Genomic DNA, 16,377 nt, shown 5'->3' with positions numbered 1-16,377 from the left:
CGATACCTCTACCACTTTATTCGCACACTGACAAACTGGAGAACCGATCGTGGACACCATGCGGGAGCGCTTCGTCAGCACCACCACCGCCCTGCTCGACGCCGACCCCGGGCTCGCCGTCGTGCTGGCCGACATCACCGCCACACAGTTCGACCCGGCCAAGGCCAAGCACCCGGACCGGGTGCTGAACGTCGGGATCAGGGAGCAGCTGCTCGTCGGGGTGGCCGGCGGGCTGGCCCTGGCCGGCCTGCGCCCGATCGCGCACACCTTCCCCTCGTTCCTCATCGAGCGCCCGTTCGAGCAGGTCAAGCTGGACCTCGGCCACCAGGACGTGGGCGCGGTGCTGGTCAGCTACGGCGCGTCCTACGACATGGCGTACATGGGGCGCACCCACCAGTCGCCGGCCGACGTCGCGCTGCTCGACACCCTGGAGGGCTGGACCGTGCACGTCCCCGGCCACCCGGACGAGACGGAGGTCCTGCTGCGCGACGCCGCGGCCGGGACGGGACGCGTCTACCTGCGGCTGTCCGGCGAGACCAACCGCGCGCCGCGGCCGGTCGAACCGGGCCGGATGGCCGTGGTCAAGCGCGGATCGGACGACGCTTCGGGGGTCGTGGTGGCCGTCGGGCCGCTGCTCGACCCGGTGCTCGAGGCCGTCGCAGACCTCGACGTCACCGTGCTGTACGCCGCGACCGTCCGACCGTTCGACGTCGAGAGCCTGCGTTCGGCGGTGGCACGCGCCACGACGGCCGACGTGGTGCTGGTCGAGCCGTACCTGGCCGGCACGTCGAGCCACGCCGTGGACGAGGCGCTGCTGGACACGCCGCACCGGGTGCTCGGCCTCGGCGTGGCGCGGCAGGAACTGCGCCGCTACGGGACGCCGGCCGAGCACGCCGTGGCGCACGGCCTCGACCCGGCCTCGCTGCGGCAGCGGATCGGAGCATTCCTGGGCTGAAGAACCCGCCCCGACACGAGGACACCGGCGCACCCCTGCCCGAGGCGCGCCGGTGTCGCGACTATATATACGCGCCGGATGCCCGGCGCGTTCAGTCGGCTCAGTCGGCCGGCTCAGTCGACCTGGACCGGCGGGGTGCCGTGGGTGTGGAAGGACTCGATCGTCTTCAGCCCCCAGGCCTGACCCTTGGCCCGCTCGGCCTCGGTCCAGGTCACCGTCTTCCAGTCGGGCGCCAGCAGCAGCCGGGAGACCGGGTTGCACAGCTCGATCCGGTTGCCGCCGGGCTCGTAGACGTACAGGAAGAAGGTCTGCTGGATCGCGTGCTTGTGCGGGCCGGTCTCGATGAACACGCCGGCGTCCAGGAAGACGTCGGCGGCCCGCAGGATCTCCTCGCGGGTGTCGGTGGCGAAGGCGATGTGGTGCAGCCGCCCCTCGCTCCCGGTCCAGTCCTCGGTATAGACCAGGTCGTAGGACTTGTTGCCGAAGTGGTGCCACTGCGCCGCGATCCGGCCGTCGTTCAGCTGGATCTGCTCGGTGGTGCGCGCGCCGAGCACGTCGCGCTGGAAGCGCCCGTTCGCCGCGACGTCGGCGGCGAGGTAGTTGACGTGGTCGAGGCGCCGCACGCCGACGCCGTAGGCGGGCTTGGCCTCGGCCTGGTTCTTGAGCGCCGGACGGGAGGCCTCGGGCGCCCGGTAGTGCTCGGATTCCCAGTAGAGCTCGAACTCGTGGCCGTCCGGGTCGCGGAACGCGTAGGTGCGGCCGATGCCGTGCCCGCCCTCGCGCCAGCCGATGCCGCGGCCGGCCGCCTCGATCGCGGCCGCGCGCCGTTCGAGCGCCTCGGCGCTCCAGGTGCGCAGCGCGGTGCGGCGGATGCCGGAGGTCGCGCACGCGGTGAGGATCAGGCTGTGGTGTTCGTAGTCGTCGAAGGTGCGCAGGTAGACCGAGTCGCCGTCGCGGGCGCACTCGCGCAGGCCCATGATCTCGGTGAAGAACCGCAGGCTCGCCTCGGGTTGCGGGGTGAGCAGTTCGACGTGGCCGAGGTGCGCGATCTCGTGGAAGGGCGAGGGGGTGGTCATGGCGGGGTTTTCCTTCAGTTGCTGGCAGTGTGCTGCGACGGCCGGGGGTGGACGGTGCCCTCGAACAGCTTGCGGGCTGTGCGCACCAGGCCGGCTCGGCGGGTGCGCGGGCGGTCTGCGGGCGCGCCGGGATCCAGTTCGACCGACACGTCCACCGCGCCGGTCGGATGTTCGAGCCGCAGGGGTCGGCCTGGTTCCACCGGGCCGGCGAGGTCGGCGCCGACGGCCCCGGGCAGCAGCAGCGCCGTGGCGACGCTGACGGCCCCGAGCACGCCGATGGCCTCGTGGCAGCGCACCGGGATGAAGGTGCGCGTGCTGACGGTGCCGCCGTCGCGGGCGGGCGCGAGCAGGGTGATCTTCGGCAGCGACGGCGCGTCGCCCAGGCCCATCCGGTCCAGGGCGCCGGCCCGGATCCGCCGGATCCGCTCGGCGACGCGTTCGTCCGCCTCGAGCTCGGCCGGCGTCTCGTAGCCGCTGACGCCGAGGTCGGCCGCCACCAGCACCACCGTCGGCATGCCGTTGTCGACGCAGGTCACGCGGAACCCGTCGATCTCGTCGCGTACGCGGCCGGTGGGCAGCAGCGGCTTGCCCTCGGGTGCGGCAAAGGAGAGCAGCACCGGCTCGGCGTAGTCGACCGCGCCATCGGGGGTGGCGAAGGTCGCGGTGGCCGACTCGCCGGTGTTGACGAGGTGGATGCGCACGGAGGTGCGCTCCGCCGCGGCCGGCACGAGCCCTCGCTCGACGGCGAACGGGCCGACCCCGGCGAGCAGGTTGCCGCAGTTCTGCTTGTCCGTGACGAACGCCTCGCCGACGCCGACCTGCAGGAACAGGTAGTCGACGTCCGCGTCGGCGCGGGTGGACGGGCCGATGACGGCGACCTTGCTGGTGAGCGGGTGCGCGCCGCCGATGCCGTCGATCTGCCGGGGATCGGGGCTGCCCATGATCCGCAGGATCAGGTCGTCGCGCGTCTTCCGGTCCGCGGGCAGGTCGGCGGCGAGGAAGTACGCGCCCTTCGACGTGCCGCCACGCATCAGGATGCAGGGTATGCCGCGCTCACCCATGCGCCCGCTCGCCTCCCCCGCCGATGTAGTCGTCGTAGGTGACGTACTCGACGCCGAGGTTCGCGAGCAGGGGCCTGAGGTTGTAGCGGTCGAGGCCGAGCTGTCCGCCGGCGAGGGCCTCGCGGGTGGCCTGCTCCTTGGCCTCGCGGGCCTTCGACGCCTCGATCGCGCGAGGCAGGTCCGCGGCCGGGAAGGTGAGCACACCGTCGTCGTCGGCGAGGATCACAGCACCCGGATACACCGTCTGCCGTCCGACCGCGATCGGCACGTTGACCGCGCCCGCGGTGGCCTTGACCGTGCCCTGCGCGCTCACGTGCCGCGACCAGACCGGGAAGCCCATCGCGCGCAGCTCCGACGTGTCGCGCACGCCGGTGTCGATGATCAGGCCTCGTACACCACGGGCGTCGAGCGAGGTGGCCAGCAGCTCGCCGAAGAGGCCGTCCGAACACGGAGAAGTCGTTGCCACCACGAGGATGTCGCCCTCCGCACACTGCTCGACCGCCGCGTGGATCATCAGGTTGTCCCCCGGCCAGCACAGCGCCGTGACCACGGACCCGGCCACCCGCACGTCCGGCTGGATCGGCCGATGATCAGGACCCAGATACCCGACCCGGCCCAGCGCCTCGTGCACAGTGGCGACGCCGAACCCGGCGAACTCGTCGAGCTGCTCCAGCGGCGGGCGCGGAACGCCGGTGACGACGACACGGCTTGAACGGGCGCTGGTCACGACAGTTCCCTCGTGGTCTGCGGGTAGTGGCGCATGAACGCCTCGGCCCGGGTGTTCTTGCCCAGCCCCAGATTCGGGCCCGCGTTGCGCTCGAGCTGCACGCCCCGGCGCTTGGCCAGATCCGTGTAGTAGTCCCACATGTGCTGCTGCGCCGGCAGGCACTGCATCGCAGCCTCCTTGCGCTCCCACACCGGCGTGATGTCCAGCAGCACATTCGGCTTGAAGTCGCACTGCTCCGACTGGTGCGGCTCGAACGAGAACAGCGGCGGCGCGCCCAACGGCTCACCCGGCGCCTCGTAGCCGATGGCCTGCGCCAGGATCCGCGCCTGGATCGCCATCCGCGCCGCGGCCGGGTGATCGCCGTTGTAGGGGTCTGACAACGTGTGCGTCAGCACGACGGTCGGCGCCACCTCGCGGTAGACGTGCACGAGGCGGTCGACCAGCTCCGCGCTCTCCAGCAGCGGATAGTCGCCCGCGTCGAAGAACTCGATCTCCGCGCCCAACGCCTCGGCCGCGGCCTCGGCCTCCGCGCGGCGCAGAGCCTTGATCTCCTCGAGCTTCTTGCCGGCCAGCCACGCCTTCGCCGACTCGCCCCGCTCCCCGAACGACAGGCACACCACCTTCGCCCGCTGCCCCCGCGAAGCCGCCAGCGCGATCGCACCGCCGGAACGCCACACGAAGTCACCCGCGTGCGCGCTCACGACCAGCAGCGCATCCGTCTTCTCCGCCATCTTCCCTTTTCTCCTCGTTCTTCCGCGGCCGCGACCGGACCGTACGACGCCGCCTCAGTGATCGTCGTCGTACGGTCCGGATCAAGGCGCATCAGTGCTCTGTGCCGCTCAGCGGCCCAGGTCCGCGGGCCGGGTGACCCACTGGCCGTTGACCCAGCCGCTGACCGTCTCGTAGCCGGAGCGGAAGGAACCGAGCCACTGCACATTCAGGTTCTGCTCGGCCGTGGACAGCTTCGGCGTGTAGCTCGCGGCCTCGGTCGGCGAACCGCCGGTGGTGTCCGCCGCGATGTACGGGTACGCGTACACCGGGCGGGTCGCGGTGACGTTGCCGGACTGGCCGGTCAGCGTGGTCAGCAGGCTGTTCGGCGCCTGGCCCTTGGTCACCCACTGGGTGACCGCGGTCAGGGCGTCGAAGTCCGACGGACCCTGGCCGCCGCCGCAGTGGGCGACGCCCGGCAGCAGGTAGAGCTTGGCGAACTTCTCCGTCGCGGCCAGACCGCCCATGGTCTTGGTCACGGCCTGGTAGTACGAGATCGTGCCGGCGGGGTTGATCGCCGGGTCGGCGTAGCCGGCCCACAGGATCAGCTTGCCGCCGGCCTTCTCGAACGCCGAGAGGTTCGGGTCGGTCGCGTCGAGCTCACCGTCGTTGGCGGCGGTGAGCTTCTCGAAGTTCTGCTTGGTGAACTTGACGTCCATGTACGTGGCGCCTCCGTCGAAGGTGCCGGTCGGGGTGACCCAGCTCTGCCACGCGGAGGTGCCGATGTTGGCGTCGAGCGCGCCGGTCTCCTGGTTCCCGCCGAACGGCACGATCCAGCCGGCCCAGTTCAGCTCGGAGCCGCGCACCTCGTAACCCGGGTAGAGCAGCTGGCCCTGGGCGTCGGTCGGGCCGGAGTAGAGCTTGTTCACGGTCTCGACCTGAGCGGCCGTCAGGCAGTAGTCGCTCGCGGTCGAGGTCTGGCCGGTCTTGCACGCGATGCCGGCCGGATTCCACTTGCAGGCCAGCGGATCGCTGAGGTAGCCGAGGGCGACGTCGGTGGCGCTGCCGCAGGCCTTGAGCACCGCGTCGTGCAGCGGGGCCAGGTCGGCGTTGGCGATGATCGCCGTGCCGTCCGCCGCCGTGTTCGCCTGGGCGTTCCAGGCCTCCTCGAAAGCGTTGAGCTCGGTCTGCACCGACGCGGGCGAACCGGCGACGATGCCGTTGAAGTCCGTCGGGTAGCGCTGGGCCTCGATCAGGGCCTCGCGGCCGCCGTCCGAGCAGCCGTCGAAGTAGGAGTCGCTCGGCGCGCTGCCGTAGAAGGCCTTGATGATCGCCTTGGACGCGAGCGCCAGCTGGTGCTCGGACGAGTAGCCGAACACGGCCCTGAGCTCAGGGTCCTGGAAGGCCATGACCGTGAAGCCGTCGCCTTCGTGGCCCTCGTCGTCCGCGGCGACGGCGAAGTTCCCGGCGGTGGACTGGGCGCAGTCGTAGGCGGCCGCGGGCTCGCCGGTCCCGACGCTGCCGCAACCGCCGCCGCAGCCCTCCTGGAGGTACTCGCCCGCGTAGGTGGTGGTGGGCAGGTAGAGGGTGAAGTGGGTCTCCGGCGCGATGATGCCCTGGACCTCACAGGCGTCCCACTTGCCGGTCGGGTTGTCCGCGGCGGTCACGGCCGTCGCGGAGGTGATCTGGGTGTTGGCCCCGGCGAGGCTCAGGAGGTTGATTCCCTGGGCCTGCGCGCAGGTCTGCACCGGCGCGATGCCGGAGGCGGCCGGGCCGCTCGCGGCCTCGGAGCCGCCGGCGTAGAGGCCCGCGGCGAGGGTGGCCGCGGCCGCGACTGCGGTGACCACCGGCCAGCGGCGGCGGCGCCGGGGCGCCACGCCGTCGGCGGCGTGTTCGTCGGTTGCTATGCTGAATCGCAAGGGTTCTCCCTGTTTGCAGGACGTTGAGCAGGAGGATCCATCCCTCGCCCCGTTGGCCCGGGAGCGAGGGGGGCACCGGTCCCGGCCGTCTCGAGGACGGCCGGGGCCGGGTCGTCTGATGCCCGCCGGCTACGCCGGGGCGACGGCGAGCTCGGGCTCCTCGGCCGACTCGGCCGCCTGGCCGCGCAGCAGCAGCACGGTGATCAGGCAGCAGGCCAGCGCCGCGATGCCGCAGACGGTGAAGCCGAGGCTGTACGCGTCGCCGAGCGAGCTCACGGCCAGGCCGGAGACGGTCGGGTCGGCGTGCTCGACGGCCAGCGGGCCGCCGCCGGACAGGATGCCCTGGGCCTTGCCGAGGTCCGCCGCGGCCAGGTTCGCCGCGTGCAGCTGCCCGGTCAGGCCGCTGACCGCCTTGGCGGTGGCGATGGCGCCGATCACGGCCGGGCCGAGGGTGAAGCCGAAGTCGCGCAGCATGCTGGTGGTGGCCGAGGCCATCCCGGCGAGGCTGTGCGGCACGGTCTCGACCACGGTCGCGGTGACCGCGGAGACGGCGAAGCTGAAGCCGATGCCCACCAGGCCCATCGGCACGATCAGGGCGGGCAGGGTGTTGTCCGAGATCGGCAGCTGGCCGGCCCAGATGTCGCCGACGCCCATCAGCACGAAGCCGAGGCCGAGCACCCAGCGCGGGGCGAGGGTGGCCATGAGCCGGTGGGTGAGCGGCAGCAGGAAGATGGTCAGACCGCTCAGCAGCAGGAACGCGAAGGCGGTGCGCATCGAGGACTGGCCCTGGATCGGACCCATCCGGATGCTGATGGCGTAGGCGGTGCCGAGGAAGGCGAACATGCCGACCACGGTGACCAGCGCGGCGAGGGCGAAGTTGCGGTTCTTGAACAGGTCCAGGCGCAGCAGCGGGTTGGGCACGCGCAGTTCGATCAGGATGAAGGCGGCGATGCACACGGCGGAGAGCACGAACGCGCCCACCACCATCGGGTTGCCCCAGCCGTCGCCGGCGCCCTGGATCACGCCCCACAGCAGCGCGCACAGGCCGAGGCCGATCGTGGTCTGGCCGGCCGGGTCGAGCGAGCGTCCTTGCGGGGAGCGCGAGTCCTGCGCGGTGAAGTAGGTGATGCCGGCGTCCACCACGGCCAGCACGACCACCACGATGAAGGCGACGCGCCAGTTGAAGTAGGTGGCGGTGATGCCGCCGAGCAGCGGCGCGATGAAGTTGCCGGTGGACAGGATGGCGGCCCAGATGGCGATCATCTTGGCGCGCTGGGCCGGCGAGCGGTCGCCCGCGACGAGCATGGCCAGGGTGGTCGGGAACAGCGCGGCGCAGCCGATGCCCGCGATGATCTGGCCGATCCACATCACGCTCACGCCGTGCGCGGAGGCCGCGACGGCCTCGCCCACGGCCAGCATGAGCGCGCCGCCCATGAGCAGCTTTTTGCGTCCGAACAGGTCGCCGAGCACACCGCAGGTCAGCTCGAGCACCGTGATCGGCAGCAGGGAGCAGTCGGATATCCAGGTCAGCTGCGAGTTGGTGGGGTTGAACACCTCCTGGAAGGTTCCGTTCAGCGTGGCCGGCATGGCCAGGCCGATCTGGGCGAGGCAAACCGCGAACAGGGCGGCGGCGACCGTGCCCGCGCGCAGCGGGCCGCGGTCGGTGCCGGAGGCACGAGTTTGGTTCGACATGGCGTCCTTCACGTCTTTGTGATCCCGGGGCATGCGGCCGCCGGTGCCAGGAGTATGGCCGCACGGACTCATTTATTTCAACAGTCGAGATATTACGATTCCGTGACGAGGCCGGGCTGTGCGCCGGGCGGACAGCGGGAATCGCGGCGATCTTCATCAAGATCCGGATGCGGCATGGGGCGCAGGGGCGGTCTATATTCTTCAGGGTGAGAAATATTGTGGCCGCAGCCCTCCCGCCCCTGTTCACACCGGGATCCGCCACAATCAGAGCCGTGAACAGCCCGGTCGACACCGCCGACGTCCGACGCCGCAACCTCTCCCTGGTCCTGCGGCACGTCGCCGCGCACGGCCCGTGCGCCCGCACCGAACTGGCCGAGGCCACCGGCCTGGTGCACGCCTCGATCACCGCGCTGACCGCGGAGCTGATCGCGAACGGGCTGGTGCACGAGGTCGGCCTGGCCTCCTCGGGCAGCCGCGGCCGCCCGCGCCGGCTGCTCGAACTCGCCCCCGGCCGGGTGGTCGCACTGGCGATCCAGGTGACCGCGGGCCGGCTGGTGTCCGCCGCCACCGACCTGGACGCCACCGTGCTCTGGCGCGACGAGCGGGCGCACGGCGCCGCGTACGGCGATCCGCGCCCGGTGGCCCGGCAGATCGGGCAGGTGGTGCGGGACGGGCTCGCCGCGGCGCGCGGCGGCGGCCGGGAGCGGATGCACCTGGCCCGGGTGGTGCTGGCCGTGCCCGGCGCGGTGATCGAGGACGAGATCGTGGCCGACTCGATCCTGCTCGGCTGGCGCCGGGTGGACCTGCGCGCGCTGGTGCGGGCCGACCCCGCCGCGAGCGCGTTCCCGCTCAGCGTGGTCAACGAGGCCAACATGGCCGCGTTCGCCGAGTACCGGGCACTGATGGACCGCACCGGCGCGGCCCCGCGGGTCTTCGCCTACCTGCGCGGATCCGACAGCGGCATCGGCGGCGGCCTCGTCGCGGACGGCGCGGTGCAGACCGGCGGGCACGGCATGGCCGGCGAGTTCGGGCACATCCCGGTCTCCTTCGACGGCCCGGCCTGCAAGTGCGGCGACCACGGCTGCCTGGTCACCTACCTCGGCCTGGGCGCCCTGCTGCAGTCGGCGGGCCTCGATCCGGCGGCCTACGAAGCGGATCCGGGCGCGGGCCGGGACGAGCTCGACCGGCGGCTGCGCGGCGGCGACCCGGCCGCGGTGCGCGCGCTGGAGACCGGCGCCCGGGCCCTGGCCACCGCGCTGACCGCGGTCTCCCGGGTGGCCGACCCGGAGCAGGTGGTGCTCGGCGGCCATCTGGCCGACTGGTCGGACTGGCTGGTGCCGAACGTGTTGCGGCACCTGGCCGGCCGGCGCGCGGTCACCCCCACCGACGAGCCGTTGATCAGCACGGATCTGCTCGGCGCGGACGCGACCGTGCGGGGCGCGCTGCGTTACGGCTGCGAGACGGTGCTCGACGACCCGGCCGGCGTGCCGCTGCTCACACCCGCCGCAGCGGTGCCGGCTCCTTGATCCATTCCGCCTGATCAAGCCGCTGAGCTCGGCTTCGGCGCGCCGCGGCGCCGCCGGGTACAGCTTAGATTGCGCATTCACCCATTTCGACGCCCCTGCCTCCGCTCCTACGCTCTGCACAACCCTGCCGAACGAGAAAGCGGGAGAGCAGAGCGTTGATGTCAGTCAGGACGATGCCGCGGTTGGTCGGCGGCGAATGGCGCGAGCCGCGCGAAGGGCACGCGATCGACGTGGTCGATCCGGCCGACACCCGGCGCGTGGTCGCGCGGGTACCCGAGATGGACGCGGCCGAGATCGCCGAACTCTACGACGCGGCCGAGCGCGGCGCCGCCACGTGGGCCGCCACCTCGCCGCTGGAGCGCGCCGCCGTCATGGTGCGCACCGCCGCGCTGCTGCGCGAGCGCGCGGCGCAGATCGCCGCCGACCTGGTGGCCGAGATGGGCAAGACCCGGGCCGAGGCCGACGGCGAGGTCGGCAAGGCGGCCGACTTCTTCGACTACTACGCTTCCTGGGCGCGGCAGCCCTACGGGCAACTGCTGCACGACGCGCGGCCTGGCACCGAAACCAGCGCGCGCACCGAGCCGCTCGGCGTCGTCTGCCTGATCACCCCGTGGAACGACCCGCTGCTCACCCCGGCGCGCAAGGCCGCGCCGGCGCTGATCTCCGGCAACGCGATCGTGCTCAAGCCGGCCAGCGAGACCCCGCTGGTCGCACTGCACCTGGCCCGCGCGCTGCACGACGCGGGCCTGCCCGCCGGCGTGCTCGGCGTGGCGCTGGGCCGGGCGAGCCGGATCTCGGACGCGCTGCTCGAGGACCCGCGGCCGGCCGCAGTCTCCTTCACCGGCAGCACCGAGGTCGGCCGCTCGCTGCAGCGCCAGCTCGCCGGGCGCGACGTGCGGCTGCAGACGGAAATGGGCGGCAAGAACGCCACCGCCGTCCTCGACGACGCGGACCTCGCCCTGGCCATTCCGACCGTCGCCGCGGCCGTGTTCGGCCAGGCCGGCCAGCGCTGCACCGCCACCAGCCGGGTCGTGGTGGACCGGGCCGTCGCCGACGAGGTGATCGCCGGGCTGGTCGAGGTCGCCCAGGCGCTGCGCCCCGGCCCCGGCGGCGAGCCGGGCACCACGATGGGCCCGCTGGTCAGCAGCCGGCACCGCGACGACGTGCTCGAACACATAGCCCGGGCCCAGGCCGACGGCGCCGTGCTCGCGGCCGGCGGCTGCGCCCCGACCGAGGCCGGTTACGAGCACGGCTGCTACGTGCTGCCGACGGTGCTGCGCGACGTGATGCCGGAGATGGCGATCTGGCGCGAGGAGGTCTTCGGTCCGGTCGCCGCGGTGCGCGTGGTCGACGGCCTCGACGAGGCGATCGCCGCCGTGAACGACTCCGTCTACGGCCTGGCCGCCGGGGTGTTCACCGGCAGCCTGCAGCGCGCGCACGAGTTCGCCCGGCGGGTCGAGGCCGGCCAGATCGCGGTGAACCTGCCCACGCCCGGCTGGGACGTGCACCTGCCTTTCGGCGGCTTCGGCGCCTCCGGTTCGCCGTTCAAGGAGCAGGGGGCCGAGGCGCTGCGCTTCTACAGCCGGGTCAAGACCGTCGCGATCCGGTACGGAGCCTGACGATGAGCACTGACGCACAGCGGATCGGCGTCGTCGGCGCGGGCCTGGTCGGCCTCGCCGTCGCCCGCCGGCTGGCCGAGCTGACCGGGGCTCAGGTGACCGTCTTCGAGAAGGAGGACCGGGTCGCCGCGCACCAGTCCGGCCACAACTCCGGCGTGATCCACTCAGGGATCTACTACACTCCGGGCTCGCTCAAGGCGCAGCTGTGCCGGCGCGGCGTGGAGCTGCTGCGCGAGTTCAGCGCCGAGCACGGTATCGAGTACCGCGAGATCGGCAAGGTGATCGTCGCGCGGGACGAGGTCGAGGTGGCCCGGCTCCGCGACCTGCAGCAGCGCGCGGCGGCCAACGGCGTGCCCGGCGTGACCTGGCTCGACCCGGCCGGTCTGCGCGAGCTTGAACCGCATGTGCGCGGCCGGGCGGCGCTGCACTCCCCCACCACCGCGATCATCGACTACCGGCAGGTCGCCCGGGCGCTGGCCGAGGACGTGGTCAAGCTGGGCGGCCAGGTGCTGCTCTCCCACTCCGTCACCCGGATCGAGCGCGCCGGCGAGCAGGTGGCCGTGCACGACGGCTATGGCGAGCGGCACGTCTTCGACCGGCTGATCCTGTGCGCGGGCCTGCAGTCCGACGCCGTCGCCAAGCTCGCCGGAGACGATCCGGGCCCTGCGATCATCCCGTTCCGCGGCGAGTACTACCGGCTCCGCCCGGAGCGCACGGACCTCGTCAGAGCACTCGTCTACCCGGTGCCGGACCCGGCCTACCCGTTCCTCGGCGTGCATCTGACGCCGCGGATGGACGGCATGGTCGACGTCGGTCCGAACGCGGTGTTCGCGCTCGCCCGCGAGGGCTACCTACGCCGCGACGTCAGCCCGCGCGACCTGTACCAGACGCTGACCTGGCCGGGCACGCTCCGGCTCTTCCGTCAGCACTGGAAGATGGGCCTCGGCGAGATGCGCGGATCGCTCTCGAAGCGCGCGTTCACGAACGCGGCCCGGGCGTACGTGCCCGATCTGACGCCGAGTGACCTGGTGCGGGCCCCCGCGGGCATCCGCGCGCAGGCGGTCGACCGCGACGGCTCGCTCGTGGACGACTTCCGGATCAACACGCTCGGCCCGATCACGGCCGTGCGCAACGCCCCCTCCCCGGCGGCCACCTCCAGCCTGGCCATCGCCGAACACGTGGTCGGCCGGCTTCCGGTCCGCCGCGCCGGCTGACCGGCCCTCCCCCATCGCACCGCATCCCGGTGATCCACCCGAAAACACCAGAACGAAGGAAGCGAGGACCGCATGTTCATCGTCGACACCCAGATCCACGTGTGGAAGGAAGAGACCCCCGACCGCCCCTGGGTCCCCGGCGCGCGCGAGCGGATCCGGCTCAACGGGCACCGCGAGGAGGCGTTCAGCTACGAAGAGGCGCTCAGCCTGATGGACGAGGCCGGCGTGGACCGCGCGCTGATCCTGCCGCCGTCCTGGGAGGGCGACCGGATCGACTACGCGCTCGAGGCCTGCGAAGCCCACCCGGACCGCTTCGGCGTGATGGCCCGGGTGCCGCAGAACAAGCCCGAGGAGGGCGCGGCCCTGATGCACGAGCTGGCCGCCAACCCGCACGTCAAGGGCACCCGGCTGACCTTCCACCGGCCGATCGACCGCAACTGGATGATCGACGGCACCAACGACTGGTACTGGCCGCTGGCCGAGGAGCTCGGCCTGGTGACCATGGTGCACGCGCCGATCTGGAAGACGGAGCTGGGCCAGATCGCCGAGCGCCACCCGGACCTGAAGCTCATCATCGACCACATGGGCATCATGGCCCGCTGCGTGGACGACGCGATCGGCTACTGGGTCCAGGAGACCGCCGACCTGTGCAAGCACCCGAACATCCACGTGAAGGTCTCCGCGATCCCCGGCTACTCCACCCAGCCGTTCCCGAACCTCAACATCGCCAAGTACGTGCACGAGGTCGTGGACAAGATGGGCCCGGAGCGCGCCTTCTGGGGCACCGACATCACCCGCCTGATGGGCCACGGCATCACCTGGACCGACACGATCGAGCAGTTCACCAAGCACTTCGGCTTCTCCGAGGAGCAGCTCGAGTGGATCATGGGTCGCGGGATCTGCGAGGTCCTCGGCTGGCCGGTGCCGGACGCCGCGAAGTAGCACGGGAAGAGACGGGACCATGACCGAATCAGCACAGCCGGACGGCGGCGAGGCCGTTCTCGCCGCCTGCCGGGACCTCGGCGTCGACGTCGTGTTCTGCTCCTCAGGCTCCGAGTGGGCCCCGGTGTGGGAGGCGCTGGCCCGGCAGCGGCGGGACGGCGTCGCCGGGCCGCGCTACATCGACCTGATGCACGAGACCCTCGCGGTCGCCATGTCCACCGGCTACACCCTGGCCACCGGGCGGCCCCAGCTCGTGCTGCTGCACGCCGTCCCCGGCCTGCTGCAGGGCGCCAACGGCATCCACGGCGCCCTGCTGACCGGCGTGCCGATGGTGGTGGCCTCCGCCGAGTCCACCGGCTACGGCGAGACCGGCACCGACCCGGGCTCGCAGTGGTATCGCAACCTCTCCGTCGTGGGCGGCCCGCAGGCCGTCGCGGCGCCGTTCACCAAGTGGGCGACGCAGGTCGGGGACGTCTCCACCGCGTACGGGCACATCGTGCGGGCGGCCGAGCTGGCCCGGCGGGCGCCGGCCGGCCCGGTGTACCTCAACATCCCGATGGAGGTGCTGCTGCAGCCGTGGACCCGCCCGGCCGCGGCGCGCCCGGTGCCGGAGCCCGGCGCGCGGGTGAGCACCCGGGCGGAGCTCGAGCAGGCCGCCTCGCTGCTGACCGCGGCGCGCCGACCGGTCATCGTGACGGAGTCGGCGGGCCGGCACCCGGGCGGCTTCGAGGCCCTGGTCGAGCTCGCCGAGGCGCTGGCGATCCCGGTGGTGGAGCCGCAGTCCGCGGTGTGTGCGAACTTCCCGCGCACGCACCGACTGCACCACGGCGGGGACGCCACGGCGCTGTTCGCCGAGGCCGACCTGATCGTGCTGGTGTGCTGCCGGGCGCCGTACTACCCACCGAGCAACCGGCCCGCGCACTCGCGGGTGCTGGTGATCGACGACGTACCGCACCGTCCCCACGTCGACTACCAGGTCCTGGGCGCAGACCAGTACCTGGAGGGCGACATCGGCCCGACTCTCACGGCCCTGACGGAAGCGGTGCGCGAGGCGGGCGTGGACGCGGAGCTCGTGGCCGCGCGCGAGGCTGAGGCACACGCCGCTTCGGCTGGGGCACCGGCTGCGGCTGCCGCCTCGTCGAGGCCGGCCGGCTCCGGCATCGACCCGGCCGCAGTGGTCGACGTCCTGCGCGAGCTGCTCGATCCGGACGCGGCGGTGATCGACGAGACCATCACGCACGCGCGGATCGTGCAGCAGCGGCTCAAGGCCGACCGCCCGGGGCGCTACAGCTACGTGCAGGGCGGCCTCGGCCAGGGCATCGGCGTGGCGCTCGGCGTGAAGCTGGCCGACCCGGACCGCGAAGTCGCGCTGACGGTGGGCGACGGCTCGTTCCTCTACAACCCGATCGTCCAGTCGCTCAGCGCCGCCAAGAGCCTCGGCCTGCCGCTGCTGATCCTGGTGTTCAACAACCGCCAGTACCTGTCGATGAAACTCAACCACCTGCGGTTCTACCCCGACGGCGCGTCCGTGCGGCACGCCGACTTCCACGGAGTGGACCTGTCCGAACAGCCCGACCTCGCCGCGCTCGCCGGGCCGTTCGGGATGCTCGGGATGACCCTGAGCGACCCGGACGAGCTGCGCGCGGGCCTGGAGAAGGCCATGGAGTCGGTGCGCTCCGGCATCACCGCGATCGTCGACGTCCGCGTCACCCGCTGACACCCCCGCACCCGCACCCGCACCCGCACCGAAGAATCGCCACCGAGCGAGGAGACTGATATGCCCCAACCCCGTGTCACCGTGCCGGACAAGAGCCTGCGCACCCTCGTCACCGACCTGTTCGGCGCCTACGGCGTCTCCCGCGAGCACGCCGAGACGGTGGCGGACGTGCTCGTGTGGGCGAACCTGCGCGGCGTCGACTCGCACGGCGTCTCGCGCGTCCCCCGGTACCTGGAGCTGTTCGAGAACGGCCAGGCGAATCCGAGGCCGAACATAGACGTCGACATCCTGCGTCCGGCCGTGGCCGTCCTCGACGCCGACGCCGCCCCCGGCCCGGTCGCGCTGACCCGGGCCATGGACGAGGCGGTGAGCATGGCGAGGTCGGCCGGCGCCGCCTGGGTGGCCGTGCGCGGCACCGTCCACACCGGCGCGATCGGCTACTACACCGAGCGCGCCGCCCAGTACGGCATGGCCGGCATGGGCATCGTGGCCGGCGTGCCGAACATGGCCTACCCCGGCAGCAACGCCTCGGCCGTCGCCACCAGCCCGCTGTCGGTGGCCGTGCCGGCGGGCCGGCACCCGACCGTGCTGCTGGACATGGCCACCGCGGTGATCGCGCTCGGCCGGATCGCGCAGCTCAAGGCGCAGGGCAAGGAGCTGCCCGAAGGCGCCGCCATCACCCGCGACGGCCGGCCGACCACCGACCCGGCCGAGGCCGCGATCCCGCTGCCGGTCGGCGGCGCCAAGGGCGCGGGCATGTCGCTGCTGTTCGAGATGCTCGCCGGCGGCCTGACCGGCAACCCGATCGTCACCGGCTACCACTCCGGCACCGAGGAAGGCCGCCGGCACCGCCAGAACGCGCTGCTGATGGCGATCGACATCGCCGCGTTCGCCCCGGTGGAGGAGTTCCGCGCGATCGTCGACGACACCGTCGACGCCATCAAGGCCCTGCCGAAGGCCGACCCCGACGCCGGCATCCTCGTCCCCGGCGAGCGCGGCGCGCACACCCTCGACGAGCGCTCCGCCGCCGGCGTCCCGCTCCCCCGCAAGCTGGTCGACCAGCTCGCGCAGCTCGCCGCGGACAAGGGCGTGGCGGTGCCGCAGGAGTTGGCGTGACGCAGGACAGCTGAGCCGAGGTGACGGTGGGTCTGTGGGGTTCGGGCGTCTCCTCGTCGGCGAGCGTAGCCATGATGGGCCGGTGCGGTGCGGCGCACCCCTCGA

General features: G+C 72.4%; 13 protein-coding genes. 7 read left to right on the top strand and 6 right to left on the bottom strand.

Annotated features, from left to right (window positions below; genetic code table 11):
- Positions 1 to 49 precede the first annotated feature (49 nt).
- Entirely contained in the window at positions 50 to 955 is a 906-nt protein-coding gene (locus ACTRO_RS38615; RefSeq protein WP_034271289.1) for a transketolase family protein, read from the top strand.
- 113 nt (positions 956 to 1,068) lie between these two features.
- On the opposite strand, the gene ACTRO_RS38610 is transcribed toward ACTRO_RS38615, so the two are convergent.
- From ACTRO_RS38610 to ACTRO_RS38585, 6 genes are all read right to left on the bottom strand, one after another.
- Positions 1,069 to 2,031 (bottom strand): catechol 2,3-dioxygenase, encoded by a 963-nt coding sequence (locus ACTRO_RS38610; protein ID WP_034271286.1) that lies wholly within the window; start codon positions 2,029 to 2,031, stop codon positions 1,069 to 1,071.
- Positions 2,032 to 2,045: 14 nt separating this feature from the next.
- Entirely contained in the window at positions 2,046 to 3,092 is a 1,047-nt protein-coding gene (locus ACTRO_RS38605) for a PrpF domain-containing protein (RefSeq protein ID WP_034271283.1), read from the bottom strand.
- The gene (locus tag ACTRO_RS38600) at positions 3,085 to 3,819 is read right to left on the bottom strand and encodes a 4-carboxy-4-hydroxy-2-oxoadipate aldolase/oxaloacetate decarboxylase (RefSeq protein WP_034271280.1); all 735 of its coding nucleotides are present in this window, start codon (positions 3,817 to 3,819) and stop codon (positions 3,085 to 3,087) included. The genes ACTRO_RS38605 and ACTRO_RS38600 overlap by 8 nt, the downstream gene beginning before the upstream one ends.
- Positions 3,816 to 4,550: a PIG-L deacetylase family protein gene (locus tag ACTRO_RS38595; protein ID WP_034271276.1), complete on the bottom strand. Its 735-nt coding sequence runs from the start codon at positions 4,548 to 4,550 to the stop codon at positions 3,816 to 3,818. Before ACTRO_RS38595 ends, ACTRO_RS38600 begins: the two co-directional genes overlap by 4 nt.
- 108 nt (positions 4,551 to 4,658) lie before the next feature.
- Complete coding sequence (locus ACTRO_RS38590) at positions 4,659 to 6,446, bottom strand: tannase/feruloyl esterase family alpha/beta hydrolase (RefSeq protein WP_211244558.1); 1,788 nt, start codon at positions 6,444 to 6,446, stop codon at positions 4,659 to 4,661.
- Between the two features lie 129 nt (positions 6,447 to 6,575).
- Positions 6,576 to 8,138, bottom strand: coding sequence for an MFS transporter (locus ACTRO_RS38585; RefSeq protein WP_034278682.1), 1,563 nt, complete (start codon positions 8,136 to 8,138; stop codon positions 6,576 to 6,578).
- Positions 8,139 to 8,410: 272 nt separating this feature from the next.
- On the opposite strand from ACTRO_RS38585, the gene ACTRO_RS38580 reads away from it, so the two are divergent.
- From ACTRO_RS38580 to ACTRO_RS38555, 6 genes are all read left to right on the top strand, one after another.
- Positions 8,411 to 9,664, top strand: coding sequence for an ROK family protein (locus ACTRO_RS38580; RefSeq protein ID WP_034271273.1), 1,254 nt, complete (start codon positions 8,411 to 8,413; stop codon positions 9,662 to 9,664).
- 158 nt (positions 9,665 to 9,822) lie between these two features.
- On the top strand, positions 9,823 to 11,283 hold the full coding sequence (locus ACTRO_RS38575; protein WP_211244557.1) for an aldehyde dehydrogenase family protein: 1,461 nt from the start codon (positions 9,823 to 9,825) through the stop codon (positions 11,281 to 11,283).
- Positions 11,284 to 11,285: 2 nt separating this feature from the next.
- Complete coding sequence (lhgO, locus tag ACTRO_RS38570) at positions 11,286 to 12,497, top strand: L-2-hydroxyglutarate oxidase (protein WP_034271267.1); 1,212 nt, start codon at positions 11,286 to 11,288, stop codon at positions 12,495 to 12,497.
- 72 nt (positions 12,498 to 12,569) lie between these two features.
- Positions 12,570 to 13,439 (top strand): amidohydrolase family protein, encoded by an 870-nt coding sequence (locus tag ACTRO_RS38565; RefSeq protein WP_034271264.1) that lies wholly within the window; start codon positions 12,570 to 12,572, stop codon positions 13,437 to 13,439.
- Between the two features lie 19 nt (positions 13,440 to 13,458).
- Positions 13,459 to 15,156 carry a thiamine pyrophosphate-dependent enzyme gene (locus tag ACTRO_RS38560; RefSeq protein ID WP_034271261.1) on the top strand — a complete coding sequence of 566 codons (1,698 nt, stop codon included), beginning with the start codon at positions 13,459 to 13,461 and terminating at the stop codon, positions 15,154 to 15,156.
- A gap of 60 nt (positions 15,157 to 15,216) precedes the next feature.
- Complete coding sequence (locus ACTRO_RS38555) at positions 15,217 to 16,272, top strand: Ldh family oxidoreductase (protein WP_034271258.1); 1,056 nt, start codon at positions 15,217 to 15,219, stop codon at positions 16,270 to 16,272.
- The last annotated feature ends 105 nt before the right edge of the window (positions 16,273 to 16,377 follow it).

The sequence above is a fragment of the Actinospica robiniae DSM 44927 genome, assembly GCF_000504285.1.
GTDB lineage: Bacteria > Actinomycetota > Actinomycetes > Streptomycetales > Catenulisporaceae > Actinospica > Actinospica robiniae.
This window is presented reverse-complemented; position numbering and strand designations above follow the sequence as displayed.

Coding starts and splice junctions, on each gene's coding strand:
- ACTRO_RS38610 (WP_034271286.1), bottom strand. CDS start 2,031: ATGACCACCCCCTCGCCCTTCCACGAGATCGCGCACCTCGGCCACGTC.
- ACTRO_RS38605 (WP_034271283.1), bottom strand. CDS start 3,092: ATGGGTGAGCGCGGCATACCCTGCATCCTGATGCGTGGCGGCACGTCG.
- ACTRO_RS38595 (WP_034271276.1), bottom strand. CDS start 4,550: ATGGCGGAGAAGACGGATGCGCTGCTGGTCGTGAGCGCGCACGCGGGT.
- ACTRO_RS38585 (WP_034278682.1), bottom strand. CDS start 8,138: ATGTCGAACCAAACTCGTGCCTCCGGCACCGACCGCGGCCCGCTGCGC.
- ACTRO_RS38575 (WP_211244557.1), top strand. CDS start 9,823: ATGTCAGTCAGGACGATGCCGCGGTTGGTCGGCGGCGAATGGCGCGAG.
- lhgO (WP_034271267.1), top strand. CDS start 11,286: ATGAGCACTGACGCACAGCGGATCGGCGTCGTCGGCGCGGGCCTGGTC.
- ACTRO_RS38565 (WP_034271264.1), top strand. CDS start 12,570: ATGTTCATCGTCGACACCCAGATCCACGTGTGGAAGGAAGAGACCCCC.
- ACTRO_RS38560 (WP_034271261.1), top strand. CDS start 13,459: ATGACCGAATCAGCACAGCCGGACGGCGGCGAGGCCGTTCTCGCCGCC.
- ACTRO_RS38555 (WP_034271258.1), top strand. CDS start 15,217: ATGCCCCAACCCCGTGTCACCGTGCCGGACAAGAGCCTGCGCACCCTC.